The 12,803-nt window shown below is 74.0% G+C and carries 12 protein-coding genes; 3 read left to right on the top strand and 9 right to left on the bottom strand.

The genetic code is table 11. The features are described 5' to 3' along the window. The coding region (locus tag QSK00_RS08430) for an HNH endonuclease signature motif containing protein (RefSeq protein WP_285589546.1) at positions 1–779 on the top strand (779 nt) is incomplete at its 5' end. Between the two features lie 12 nt (positions 780–791). On the opposite strand, the gene QSK00_RS08435 is transcribed toward QSK00_RS08430, so the two are convergent. Beyond that, a complete protein-coding gene (locus tag QSK00_RS08435) occupies positions 792–2,105 on the bottom strand; it encodes a ferredoxin reductase family protein (RefSeq protein ID WP_285589548.1) in 1,314 nt (437 codons plus the stop codon). Between the two features lie 96 nt (positions 2,106–2,201). Next, the gene (locus QSK00_RS08440; protein ID WP_285589550.1) at positions 2,202–3,122 is read right to left on the bottom strand and encodes an esterase-like activity of phytase family protein; all 921 of its coding nucleotides are present in this window, start codon (positions 3,120–3,122) and stop codon (positions 2,202–2,204) included. 163 nt (positions 3,123–3,285) lie between these two features. Between QSK00_RS08440 and QSK00_RS08445 the strand changes: the two genes are divergently transcribed. After that, the gene (locus tag QSK00_RS08445; protein ID WP_352231107.1) at positions 3,286–4,152 is read left to right on the top strand and encodes an NAD(P)-dependent oxidoreductase; all 867 of its coding nucleotides are present in this window, start codon (positions 3,286–3,288) and stop codon (positions 4,150–4,152) included. A gap of 3 nt (positions 4,153–4,155) precedes the next feature. On the opposite strand, the gene QSK00_RS08450 is transcribed toward QSK00_RS08445, so the two are convergent. Genes QSK00_RS08450 through QSK00_RS08480 form a run of 7 tightly spaced genes read right to left on the bottom strand, consistent with a single transcriptional unit; the run spans position 4,156 to position 10,171 of the window. Continuing rightward, positions 4,156–4,620: an anthrone oxygenase family protein gene (locus QSK00_RS08450; RefSeq protein ID WP_285589554.1), complete on the bottom strand. Its 465-nt coding sequence runs from the start codon at positions 4,618–4,620 to the stop codon at positions 4,156–4,158. Further along, positions 4,617–5,192, bottom strand: coding sequence for a TetR/AcrR family transcriptional regulator (locus QSK00_RS08455; RefSeq protein ID WP_285589557.1), 576 nt, complete (start codon positions 5,190–5,192; stop codon positions 4,617–4,619). Before QSK00_RS08455 ends, QSK00_RS08450 begins: the two co-directional genes overlap by 4 nt. Continuing rightward, entirely contained in the window at positions 5,189–5,581 is a 393-nt protein-coding gene (locus QSK00_RS08460; RefSeq protein ID WP_285589560.1) for a hypothetical protein, read from the bottom strand. The genes QSK00_RS08455 and QSK00_RS08460 overlap by 4 nt, the downstream gene beginning before the upstream one ends. Before the next feature lie 46 nt (positions 5,582–5,627). Beyond that, positions 5,628–7,328, bottom strand: coding sequence for an FUSC family protein (locus QSK00_RS08465; RefSeq protein WP_285589562.1), 1,701 nt, complete (start codon positions 7,326–7,328; stop codon positions 5,628–5,630). Beyond that, positions 7,325–8,140: a hypothetical protein gene (locus QSK00_RS08470; RefSeq protein WP_285589564.1), complete on the bottom strand. Its 816-nt coding sequence runs from the start codon at positions 8,138–8,140 to the stop codon at positions 7,325–7,327. The genes QSK00_RS08465 and QSK00_RS08470 overlap by 4 nt, the downstream gene beginning before the upstream one ends. Before the next feature lie 4 nt (positions 8,141–8,144). After that, positions 8,145–9,029, bottom strand: a complete 885-nt coding sequence (locus tag QSK00_RS08475) for a sigma-70 family RNA polymerase sigma factor (RefSeq protein WP_285589567.1) — start codon at positions 9,027–9,029, stop codon at positions 8,145–8,147. Then, entirely contained in the window at positions 9,026–10,171 is a 1,146-nt protein-coding gene (locus QSK00_RS08480; protein ID WP_285589569.1) for an NAD(P)/FAD-dependent oxidoreductase, read from the bottom strand. Before QSK00_RS08480 ends, QSK00_RS08475 begins: the two co-directional genes overlap by 4 nt. 209 nt (positions 10,172–10,380) lie before the next feature. Here QSK00_RS08480 and ppsA point away from each other — a divergent pair, with 209 nt between their 5' ends. Further along, positions 10,381–12,777, top strand: coding sequence for a phosphoenolpyruvate synthase (gene ppsA / locus QSK00_RS08485; RefSeq protein ID WP_285589571.1), 2,397 nt, complete (start codon positions 10,381–10,383; stop codon positions 12,775–12,777). The last annotated feature ends 26 nt before the right edge of the window (positions 12,778–12,803 follow it).

The following is a 12,803-nucleotide window of genomic DNA, read 5'->3' on the forward strand; positions in this document are numbered from 1 at the left end:
CCACCGACCGCGAGGCCACCGACCGCGAGGCCACCGACCGCGAGGCCACCGACCGCGAGGCCACCGACCGCGAGGCCACCGACCGCGAGGCCACCGACCGCGAGGCCACCGACCGCGAGGCCACCGACCGCGAGGCCACCGAGGAGCCGCTGTTCGGCGCCGGCCCGCCCGACCCAGACCCCGGCCCCGACCCCGACCCCGGCCCCGATGAGCCACCAGTCGACCAGCCCCCGCCGCACCGGCCGTGGACTCCACCGGATCCGGCGGGCATGACGCTGCCCGGGCGGGAGCGGGTCGCCCTCACCGTCACCCTGGACTACGAGACGCTGCGCCAACAACTCACCGACACCAGCACCGCACTCGCGCTACTCGGCGATTCCACCTGGATCCGCCCCGAGACCGTGCGTCGGTTGGCGTGCGACGCCGACGTCATCCCGATCGTCCTCGGCTCCAAGGGCGAGGTCCTCGACGTCGGCCGCAAAACCCGATCCATCCCCACCGCCACCGGACGCGCCGTCACCCACCGCGACCGGCACTGCGCGTTCCCCGGCTGCCGCCGCCGCGCCCGCACCGCCCAAATCCACCACATCCAGCATTGGGCCCACGACGGCGAGACCGAACCCGACAACCTGGTGTGCCTGTGCCGCTATCACCACGACCTGGTCCACCACAGCGGCTGGGACGTGATCATGGTCGATCACCTGCCCTGGTTCCGGCCACCGGCCTGGCTCGACCCCACCCGCACCCTCAGACACAACCGACCATGGACGCGGGTGTAGACGGTGCTGACTTCAGCGCGAGGACACCCGACGTCGGGTCTGCACCGGAATCGCGCCCGACCAGCCGAACTGCTCGGTGTGGACGCGCTCGGCGGGGACCCCGAGCTGCTCGATCGCCGCCAGGGAACCCGCCAGGAGCGACGGCGAGCCGCACACGAACCAGTCGAGGTGGCGGCGGCCCCGGCCCGGGACCACCTCGTCGAGCATCGCCGCGTCCACCCGCCGCCCGGAGGTCCGGGTGACCCGCAGGTCCAGTCGACGGGCCAACGACGCCAGCTCGGGCTCGAAGAGCGGCTCGTCGGGACGTTGGGCGACGATCAGGTCGAGCGGGCGCGGGTCCTGCGAGTCGGCGAGCGTGCGCAGCATCGACATCATCGGCGTGATCCCGACCCCGCCCGCGATGAGCACCAGACCCGACGCCTCGGGCGCGGCGGAGAAGGACCCGTGTGGTCCGTCGAGCCAGACGCGCGAGCCGGGCGGGAGCGAGGCCAACGTCGTCGAGAAGTCCCCGCTGCCGCGGACGGTCAGCTCGAGGCGGCCGGTGACCTGGGCCGACGAGGCGATGGTGAACGGGTGCTCCTCGCTGCCGAGGACCGAACGGCGGAGGCGCAGCCACACGAACTGGCCCGCGTGGAAGCGCATGCCGCGCTGCAGGTGGACCGGGGCGAGCACGAGGGTCGCGGTGGACGGACCCTCCGGGCGCACGCCGTAGACCACGTACGCGCCGTGCCGGGAGAACAGGGGCCGCCACACCCACCGCAGGAACATGACGGCGAGGAACGCCAGGGTCAGCGCGGAGAGGACCACGCGCATCACCGGGTCCTCCAGCAGGTCACCCAGCCAGAACACGTGCAGTCCGGCGAGCACGATCGCGGCGGCGGCGAGCAGCACGTGCACCCGCGCCCACACCTCGTAGCGTCGACCCGACCGGCGGCCCCAGGCGGCGACGAGCCCGACGACGAGCATCGCGGCGGTGGCCAGCCAGCCCCACTGGATGGACAGCGACGCGGCGAACGGGTTCCAGAGCTTCGGCGACCGGACCACCGCCACCGCCAGGTGCACCAGGACGGCGCCGATCGCGACGACCCCGAGCCAGCGGTGGGTGCCGATGATGCGATCGATCCCGAACGTGCGGGTCAGGGTCCGCAGCCGCGCCGGGGCGACCATCGTGACCGCCATCGCCAGCAGCGCCACCACCCCCACCGCCGTCAGGATCACCGACAGCGGCCGCCCCGAGCCCGTCCGCCAGACCGTCAGCGCCACCGGCCCCAGGAGCACCAGGGCCGTCACCGCCGTCCAGATCGTCCGTCGTGTCGCGAGATGCACGGGGCGCGACGGTAGGGAGGCGCGCTGTGACCACCCCCGAACCTGAGAGCGCCGACGATCAGCGGTGGCGACCGCGCGACGAGAGGTGGGTGTGGCTCAGAGAACCGTCCGCAGCCGGTAGGTCCGCGTGATCTGCTGCGGGTTGTCGTTGTCGTCGCTGATCAACAGCAGCTCGAGGGCGCCGTCGGGGTCGCGCCCCGTGATCGTCATGCCCTCGATGTTGTCGAGCAGCGGGTTGCGCTGGGGCTGCTTCGCGGTCGCTCCGAGCGACGGGCAGGCGCCGAGATCGGCGAGGACGGTCACGCCGGCCGGGCTCGTCCGCGGGTCGACGAGCATGAGGTGCACGGTGTTGCCCGTGGTCTCGTCGTAGCCGCGTTCGAGGGCGAGCAGGCGTCCGTCACCGACCGCGACGAGCTCGGAGACCCCGAGGTCGGCCGGCAGCGGCATCGGGATCTCCGGCCCGGGAACCCCGGCTCGCCACGTCAGCAGGCGGGTGTCGGCCTCGCCGGTCAGCGGCTTCTCCAGCGAGGCGACCAGGGTGCCGTCGGGCTGCAGCGCGAGCCCCTCGAACGTCGCGTTGTCCTGCGTGCGCCCCACGATGTCGGCGGGGATCGGCAGGGCGCCGAGGAGTCGGCCGTCGGGGGAGTAGCGCAGCACCTGCGGCCCGGTCTCGTCACCGATCAGCAGGCTGCCGTCCCGGTCGATCACGAGCGACTCGGAGTCGAGCGGCTGCCCGGCGGGGTCGGCCAACGGGACGGAGCCCAGCGCGCGCGTCGCCGTCGCGTCCAGCGTGTACAGCACGGAGCGGTCCGACAGGGCGTACACGGTGCCGTCCGGACGCGTCGCGAGCGCGGACAGGTTCGCGACCCGCCCCTCGAGGGCGTCGGAATACGACTCGATGGTCGTGGTCGGGGAACAGGGTCCGGGCCCGGTGTTCCCGACGGCGGGTGGCGCAGGGTCAGGTGATCCGCACGCCGCCAGGAGGAGGGCGGCGACGACGAGCAGGAGGCGGCGCACGGCGGGCAGCGTGCCCGACCAGGGTGGCGGGCCGGTGAACACGACGTCGTCGAGTGGTCCCCGTGCTGTCCGCGGGCTCCGGCGACAGCGCTCCCGGACCACTCGACGCGATCACGGGCGAGCATCACGTGTGGCCGACCGGGCGGTGGAGAACCCGGCCGGCATGAGCATGACGGTGGCGGTACTCGGCACGGGCCTGATGGGGTCGGGCATGGCACGCAGCCTGCTGCGCGAGGGACACACGGTCCGCGCGTGGAACCGGACCCGGGAGAAGGCCGACCCGCTCGCGGACGACGGCGCCACGGTGGTCGACACCGCCGCCGAGGCCGTCGACGGTGCCGACGCGGTGATCACGATGCTGTTCGACGCGGACGCGGTGGCCTCGACGATGGCCGACGCCATCCCGCGGTTCGGCACGGACACCGTGTGGGTCCAGACGTCCACCGTCGGCGTCGACGGCATCGAGAAGCTGGCGCGGCAGGCCTCCGACGGGGGCGTCGCCTTCCTCGACGCCCCCGTCGTCGGGACGAAGGGGCCGGCGGAGCAGGGGAACCTCGTGGTCCTCGCCTCGGGCGAGAAGGACCTCGTCGAGCGCGTGCAGCCGGCGCTCGACGCGATCGGGCAGAAGACGGTGCACGCGGGCGACGTCGGCACCGGCAGCCGGCTGAAGCTCGTGGTGAACGCCTGGCTGTCGACGGTCGTCGGCGGGGTCGCGCAGTCGATCGCGCTGGCCGGCGACCTCGGCCTCGACCCGCAGCTCTTCCTCGACACCATCGACGGGCAGGCGCTCGACAGTCCGTACGCGCAGCTCAAGGGCAAGGGCATGATCGAGGGCGACTTCACGCCGTCGTTCGCGGTCGACGGGGTCCTCAAGGACACGCACCTGATCCTCGACGCGGCGCACTCGTCGGGGACCTTCACCGGACTGCTCGCGATGCTGGCCGACCGCCTCTCGACCGCCGATCGCGCGGGCCACGGAGACGAGGACGCGGCCGCCGTGGTCCACGCCTACCGGGCGCACCGGGGCTGACGGTCACCGGGTCACGAGGGCGACCACCTGCATCACGAAGGCGAGCACCATGCCGACGGTGCGGCCGTGGTGCAGGTGGCGCCAGCGGTCGCGCACGTCGTGCCACGCGGGTGGCGGGTCGTCGGCCGACCACGTGTGGACGAGGGCGTTGATCGGCACCACCCGTCGGACCGTCACGAGAACCGTCGTCGCCACCACGAGGACGAGCCCACCGACGTGCAGGGACACCGCGGTCACGGTCGGGTCGCCGAGGGCGAGGGCTGCGAGGTCGGCGATCACGACGGTCGCCAGCAGGACGCGGTAGCGCACCGACCCCATGGCTGTCGTCGCCTGCTCGACCCGGACCCACGTCGATGCAGGCAACCGCCGGCCGGCGGGAGCCACCACGAGGCTCCCGTCGACGTAGCAGCCTGCCAGCAGGCCCATGAGGACGACGGCCACGGCGTCCGCGGCGACCGCGCCGGTCACGGCCCGTTCTCCCCGGGCACAGTGGCCGCGACCAGGGTGCGGACGTACTCCCGGGCCTCGACGCTATGGACCCGGTCGAGCCCGAGCCGCTGCTGGAGCAGGACGAAGGCGACCAGGCTGCCCATGAACGACCGGGCGAGCAGGTAGCCCCAGGTCGGATCGTCGGGCGCGAGGACCCGGCCGAGGCCGGTCGCGGCGCCGTGCACGAACTCGACGAACCGGGTGTCGTCCGCGAGGACGTGCTGCTGGCTCACGAGCAGGACCAGCAGGTCGAGCTGCTCGGAGCACGCCGCCACGAACGCGACCCCGACGTGCTCGAGCAGGTCACGTGATCGCACGTCGCCCGGCGGCGGGCCGCCCAGGGCCGAGAACCGCGCGATCCCGTCGTCGACGATGCCCCGCAGCAGGTCCTCCTTGTTCGCGAAGTGCCGGTAGATCAGCGCGTCGCTGACGCCCGCCGCGGCCGCGATCTCCCGCGTGGTGGTGGCGTCGAAGCCGCGCTCGGCGAACAGGCGGCGCGCGGCGGCCAGGATCTCGACGCGGCGCTCGCTCCGGGGGAGCCGCCGTGTCATGCGAGTGCCTGCCTTCGACCGATCAGGACCTCGCGCAGCCACAGTCCCCCGCCGGCGTTGGCCAGCCCGATCGGGATCCAGTCGGCGACGGAGTGCGGGCCGAAGCCCGTCGGGTCGGCGATCGTGATGATCACGGCGAGCACGGTCGCCACCTTGATCGCCACGGCGACCCCGGTGAGCAGGACGGCGCCGCGCCGCGTCCGGCCGATGACCCCCAGATCGGCGACGGCGAGGAGCACGAGGGCTACGGGCAGCAGGTGCACCGCGGCGACGAGGAGCTGGTCGGGAAGCAGCCCGGGGCCGGCGAAGTGGCCGCCGATCCATCCGAGGCCCACGGCCATGACCACGGCGGGGCCGCGGGACGGGGTCGTGCGGGCGCGGTCGTTCATCGGAGGGCTCCTCTCGCCGGGAGCCAGTATGTAAGCGGGCGCCCACTTAGGACAAGAGGTGATCCCGGATCCCGCGTACCTCGCCCGCCAGCGCCACCAGCACCCCGTCGTCGGGATCGGGCTCGGCGGTGCCCTCGAGCACCGCGAGCGATCGCCCGACGGCGGGGTGCTCGTCGTCGGGATCGAGCACGGACGCCGTGGCGAGGACGCGGAGGTCGACGAGGCCCTCGCGGAAGCGGTCGAGGTCGGCCTGCTGGTCGGCGGTGAGCCGGTCGTGGTCGGGGGTGAGGTCGGCGGTGGCGCGCAGGGCCGCCCGCTGCGCGGCGACCACGTCGCCCCGGTGACCGCCGAGGGACCGGACGGCGGCGACCGTCGCCGACACCGCGTCCTCGACCCGCACCCGGAGCGCCGGCGGCCGCACCCCCGGCACCACCGCGAAGCCGACGACCACCGCGATCACCAGCGCGCCCGCCGTCAGCAGCACGTACTCGACCAGCGTCCCCACCGGGTCGAGGTGGCGCAGCGACGAGTTCATCGCGACGCTCATGCACACCATCGCGGCGCTCCCGAGCGCCGGCCGCGTGGTGATGGTCGACAGCCCGATCACCAGCGCGACGCCCGCGATCGGGGCGTACGCGGCGGCCGGCACCAGCAGGATCACGACGATCACCACCGCCGACCCCGCGGCCAGCCCCACCACCTTCGGCCAGGCCTTCCCGAGGGTGTCGCGCCAGCTGGCCTGGAGGACGCCGAACGTCGTCATGAGCAGCGTCGGGAGCAGCGGGTCGCCGGGGCGCAGCCGCACCGAGAGCAGCAGCGCGGCCAGCACGCCGAGCCCGGTCCGGAGCGCGTGCCGCACCTGCGCGGTCCGCAGCCACCCGGTCAGCGGGACCGAGCGGAGGTCCCGCCGGGCCCCGGGAGGGATCGGCACCGGATCGTCGTCGCGCGCTCCGGCCGCCCGGTCGATCGCGTCCAGTGCAGCGTGTGCGGCGAGCACGGGATCCTTCCCGACGTCGGGTGTGGTCACCTCGGGCGCCTCGCTGCGCTTCGCCCGCACCCGGTCGGCCACCTCGTGGGCGCGGGCGCGGAGGTCCTCGAGGGCCGGGTCCTCGGCGTCGGACCGACGGGCCAACGCCTCGGCCGCGCGCCGGGCCAGCCGGAAGCGTCCGGCCTCCTGCAGCACCGTCCCGAGCCAGCGCCGACGACCGTCGGCGTGCCAGAGCGAGACCGCCTCGGAGACGTCGCCGTCCCCGTCGAGCAGGTCGGCCACGGCCGCCCGGGTCGGCTTCGAGGGGTCGGCGAGGCCGAAGGCGAGCCGGAGCACGAGGGCGACGATGACGCCGGCCGCGGCGGCGAGCACGAACTGCCACGAACTCGCCGGGGAGAGCAGCGGGATGCCGTAGGCGAAGAGCGTGACCATGCCGAGCCCGAGCGCCGTCGTCGTGTACCGGGAGCCACGCAGCGGCAGCAGCGCGCCCGCCGTCACGATCACGACGATCAGGGCGAAGGCGGCGGGGCGGGACACGTCCGCGAGCAGACGGGGCCCGACCGCCGCGCCGAACAGGACCGGGGCCAGGACCGCGAGACGGCGCAGGTCCGGCCAGAGCGGTCCGCCGAGGGACGTGATCAGCCCGAACAGCGCGACGAACGCGCCGACCACCGCGGCGGGCCCGGCGCCGAGGAGTGTCCCGACCACGAACGCCGGCACGGCGACGATCACGAGCAGGGGCAGCAGACCGCCCTTCACCGGCCGGGCCCGATCACGGCGTCGTGGTGCAGGTGCTGGTCGGCGACGAGGGTCAGGAGGCGACGCGCGGAGCGCGGGGAGTCGACCACGCCGGGCGGCACGGCGCCGCGGGTCTGCCGGTAGGCCCGTGCGGCGAGGTCCTCGAGCAGGTCGCTCACCGGCCCGTCGGTCGCGAGCCGGAAGCCGGTCGCACGGCCGAGGTGGCGGGTTCCCGTGGAGCCGTAGGTGCGTTCGGCGTACTCGGGGAAGACCCCGGCGAGGAACAGCGCGCCGTCGCCGATCCGGCGCCACACGCCGGGACGGGCGTCCTCGGGCGTGTCGGCGAGCAGCTCGGCGAGCCGGGGCAGGTCGAGCTCGTCCCACCGGCGGCCGCGGGGTCGCCCCCGATCGTCACGGCGCCAGGCGACGCCCGACGTCAGACGCGCGTAGGAGGCGAGCAGCTCGGCGAGGAAGAGCCGGTGGGCGGGGTCGGCGGGGAACGCCGCCAGGACGGGACCGTCGAGGACCGGGATCCGGGCGCGCGGCCCGGTGCGGTCGAGCACCGAGGTCCGGCCGACCAGCGCGTTCGCCGTCCGGTGGACCGCGGCGGCGAACACGAGGAACGGCGAGACGTACCGGAACCGTTCCCCGGGGTCGTGCGTGGCGGAGAGGACCGCGTCCGCGACCGCGGGGCGGTCGAGCAGGTCGAGGACGAGCTCCGGACGGCGGCGCAGCGCGGGGACCTGGTCGGGCCGGTCATCGGTGAGGGCGAGCAGGTCACGGTCGGTGAGGTGCTCGCCGTAGCGTCGGGCCACCGCCTCGCGTGAGGTCATCCGGTCATGCTGCCTGCACACCGGCGAGCTTGCCCGGACTGAGCTGGGCGGCGAGTCGCACGAGCTGCCCGGTGTCCGCGTCGAAGTCCGCCTGCATCACCACCGTGAGCGCCCCGCCGACGCGCACCAGCACCGCGGGCGCGCCGTTGAGCACGCCCACCTCGATGGTCGCCGCCGCGGCCTGGCGCGCCAGCCCGGCCACGAACCGGGCCACCCGCGCGCCGCCCTCCACCGGCCGCCGCGCGGCGCTCACCACACCGCCGCCGTCGGACACCGCGACGGCGTCGTCGGCCAGCAGTTCCTCCAGGGCACCGAGGTCCTGCCCGGCAGCCGCGGCGAGGAAGCGGGCCAGCAGGTCGGCGACGCGTTCCGGGTCGGCCTCGAACCGCCGCCGACCGCGCACCCGCTCGCGGGCCCGGTGCAGGTGCTGGCGGACGGTGGCCTCGGGGAGGTCGAGCAGGGTCGCGACCTCGGCGTGCGGGTGCCCGAACGCCTCGTGCAGCACGAACACCGCCCGCTCGGCGGGGGAGAGGGCCTCCATCAGCTGGAGCACCCCGAGCGAGAGGGTCTCGCGCTGCTCGGCGGTGTCGAGCGGCCCGAGGTCCGTGCTCGGGGCGACGGGCTCGGGCAGCCACGGCCCGACGTACTCGGTGCGCCGCACCCGGAGCGAGGTCAGCCGGTTGCGGCACAGGTTGACGACGACGCGGGTGAGCCAGGCGGGCGGGTCGCGCACCTCGTCGAGCGTGCCGGACCAGCGCAGCCACGCGTCCTGCACGACGTCCTGCGCCTCGTGCAGCTCGCCGAGCATCCGGTAGGCGAGCCCGGTCAGCCGGCCGCGCTCGGCCTCGAAGACCTCGGCGTCGTCGGGTGCATCCGGTGCGGCCGTCATGCGCTCGTCGGGATCCGGGGGTGGCGCTGGACGCGCAGTGCGTTGACCACGATCGCCTCCTTCACGGCCGCGGCGAGCCGACCGGTGAGCACGGCCTCGCGCGGCGAGTCGTCCGCGTGGACGAACTGCACCAGCCCGTCCCGGCGGCCCAGGCTGACGCACCGCAGCGCGTACCGGAAGCGCAGCGGGGCGGGCTCGGTGCCGGCGAGCAGGGCCGCGACGGTCCGGGCCGCCTGCTGGGCCTGCGGGAGCCCGGTCGCGCACGCCATGCGCAGGACAGTGCCGTCCGGGCGGGTCGGCGCGGCCGCGTCGCCGACGGCGAGCACGTCCGCGTGCGAGGTCGACCGGAGGTCGGGCCGGACCAGCACCCGCCCGTCGTCGTCCACCGCGAGGCCCGCGCGACGGGCGAGGTCCGGGACCGCGAACCCGACGGTCCCGACGACGACGTCGGCCGCGACCCGGGTGCCGTCGGCCAGATCGAGCCCGGCGTCGTCCGCCGCCACGGCCCGCACCCCCTCGCGCACGACGACGCCGAGGCGCCCGCAGACCCGGCGCACGTGCCGGGCGCCGCGCTCGGACAGGTCCGCGCCGAGGGTGCCGTCGGTGACGAGGGTGACCGTGTGGCCGCGTTCGGCGAGCTCGGTGGCGAGCTCGATCCCGGTGAGCCCGGCCCCGACGACCGCGACCCGGCGCGCTCCCGCCGCCAGCCGGTCGCGCAGCCGGGCCGCGCCGGTGGCGGTGGAGACGTCCTCGACCGGGCCCGGCAGCGCGTGCGGGTCGGCGTGGCTGCCGAGGGCGTGGACGAGCAGGTCGTAGCTGAGCGCCCCGCCGTCACGCAGGTCGACCCGGCGGGCCGCGAGGTCGAGCGCCTCCGCGCGGTCGTGGACGAAGCGCACCCCGGTGCCGGCCAGCAGGTCGGTGTACCGGGGCGCCGCTGCGGCGCTGCCCGCCGCGACCTCGTGCAGCCGGACGCGCTGGACGAACCGGTCGGCCTCGTCGACGAGCGTCACCGCCGCGTCGGTCCGCACCGCCAGCGCCTGCGCCGCGAGCTGACCTGCGTACCCGCCGCCGAGCACCACCACCCGCGCCCCGGCGCGCGACCCGCACGCACCCGTGGTCGGGAACCTCTCCTGGACCGTCATGGCCGACCTCCTCGCTCGTGTCCCGGGGAAGACCGACAGCCGGGCGCCGTCGTGACAGCGGCGGCTGTGAGCCCGCGCACACGACGGCCGGCCCCGTCCGTTCGGCCGGGTGACGCAGCCGGACGGTTTTCCGATCGATGATCACAGGGAATCTGAACGGCGTGTGAGGTCCGCGCGTCGTCGTGCGGACCCGGGACGGAGGGGCCGAGATGGACCACGTGCGCTGGCTGGAGACGCTGTCGTCGGGCGACGTCGACGCCGTCGGGGGGAAGAACTCCTCGCTCGGCGAGATGATCCAGAACCTCGAGTCGGCCGGGGTCCGCGTCCCCGGGGGCTTCGCGACGACCGCGGACGCCTACCGCGCGTTCCTCTCGGCCTCCGGGCTGGACGACCGGGTGCGGGAGCTGCTCGACGGGCTCGACCCGGAGGGCGACAAGCTCGCCGAGGTCGGCGCGGCGATCCGCGACGAGTTCACCAAGGCGGAGTTCCCGGAGGACACCGCCGAGGCGATCCGCGAGGCCTACGCCGAGCTGTCGCGCCGGTACGACACGGAGAACGTCGATGTCGCGGTGCGGTCCAGCGCCACCGCCGAGGACCTGCCGGACGCGAGCTTCGCGGGCCAGCAGGACACCTACCTCAACATCACCGGCGCCGACGACCTCATGCGCGCCTGCAAGGACTGCTTCGCCTCGGTGTTCACGGACCGGGCGATCGCCTACCGCACCGAGCAGGGCTACGACCACCTCGACCTGGCGCTCTCGGTCGGCGTGCAGAAGATGGTGCGTTCCGACGAGGGCAGCGCCGGCGTCATGTTCACCATCGACTCCGACACCGGCTTCCCCGACACGATCGTCATCAACGCGGCCTGGGGCCTCGGGGAGAACGTGGTCGGCGGCGAGGTGACGCCCGACCAGTACACGGTCTACAAGCCGTTCCTGGACAACGAGAAGGTGGTCCCGATCGTCGAGAAGTCGGTCGGGGCGAAGGAGAAGACGCTGCAGTACGCAGCCAGGAAGAAGGACGGGGGGGACCCCGAGCAGGCCGGCGACACCACCGAGAACGTCGACACGCCGACCGAGCAGCGCAACCGCTTCGTCCTCTCCGACGACGAGATCCTCGAGCTGGCGCGCTGGGGCGTGACGATCGAGAAGCACTACGACCGGCCGATGGACATCGAGTGGGCCCGCGACGGCCGCTCCGGCGAGCTGTTCATCGTGCAGGCCCGGCCCGAGACCGTGCAGTCGAACGCCGGCGCCGGGACGCTGCAGACCTACCGCCTCGACGAGACCGGCACGGTCGTCGTCAGCGGGCTCGCCATCGGGCAGGCCGTCGCGTCGGGTGCGTGCCAGTTCATCGCCTCCGCCGACGACATCGACACCTTCGAGGAGGGTCGGGTCCTCGTCACCGAGATGACCGACCCGGACTGGGTGCCGATCATGCGCAAGGCGGCGGCCATCGTCACCGACCGCGGCGGCCGGACCTCGCACGCGGCGATCGTCTCCCGCGAGCTCGGCGTCCCCGCGATCGTCGGGACCGGCGACGCCACGACGACGCTCTCCGACGGCCAGGAGGTCACGATCTCCTGCGTCGAGGGCGACCAGGGCCAGGTCTACGAGGGGCTGCTGGAGTACACCGTCGAGGACCTCTCGCTCGACGACGTCCCCGAGACGAAGACCCGCGTCATGATGAACATCGGCAACCCCGCGGCGGCGATGCAGTGGTGGCGGCTGCCGGCGCACGGCATCGGGCTCGCGCGCGTCGAGTACCTCGTCAACAACGTGATCCAGGCCCACCCGCTCGCGCTGCTGCACCCCGACCGGGTCGACGACGAGGCGCGGGCGCGGATCGAGGAGCTGACGACGGGCTATGACTCGAACGAGGAGTACTTCGTCGAGCAGATGGCCCGCGGGATCGGCGTGATCGCGGCCTCGCAGTACCCGGAGCCCGTCGTCGTGCGGCTCTCGGACTTCAAGACGAACGAGTACGCGGGCCTCATCGGCGGGACGACCTTCGAGCCCGACGAGGAGAACCCGATGCTCGGGTGGCGCGGCGCCTCGCGCTACTACAGCGACGACTACAAGGAGGCGTTCGCGCTCGAGTGCCGCGCGCTGCACCGCGTGCGCGTCGAGATGGGCTTCACCAACGTCATCGTCATGGTGCCGTTCTGCCGCACCCCGGAGGAGGCCGACCGCGTCCTCGAGACGATGGCCGAGTTCGGGCTCGAGCGGGGCCGGGACGAGCTGCAGGTCTACGTGATGGCGGAGATCCCGTCGAACGTGCTGCAGGCCGACGAGTTCTCCGAGCGCTTCGACGGGTTCTCGATCGGCTCGAACGACCTCACCCAGCTCACGCTTGGGATCGGCCGCGACGACGACCGCCTGACCCACCTGTTCGACGAGCGCAGCCCCGCCGTCAAGAAGATGATCTCGATGCTCATCGAGACGGCGCACGCGCACGGCAAGTACGTCGGCATCTGCGGCCAGGGCCCGTCGGACCACCCCGAGCTCGCCGAGTTCCTGGTCGAGCAGGGCATCGACTCGATGTCGCTCAACCCCGACAGCGTGCTCACCGTGATCGAGAAGGTGGCCGAGGCCGAGAAGAAGTAGCTCGACAGGGCCGCGACGATGGTCGG

Origin of the sequence: Actinomycetospora sp. NBRC 106378, from assembly GCF_030269685.1 — a bacterium.
Classification (GTDB): domain Bacteria; phylum Actinomycetota; class Actinomycetes; order Mycobacteriales; family Pseudonocardiaceae; genus Actinomycetospora.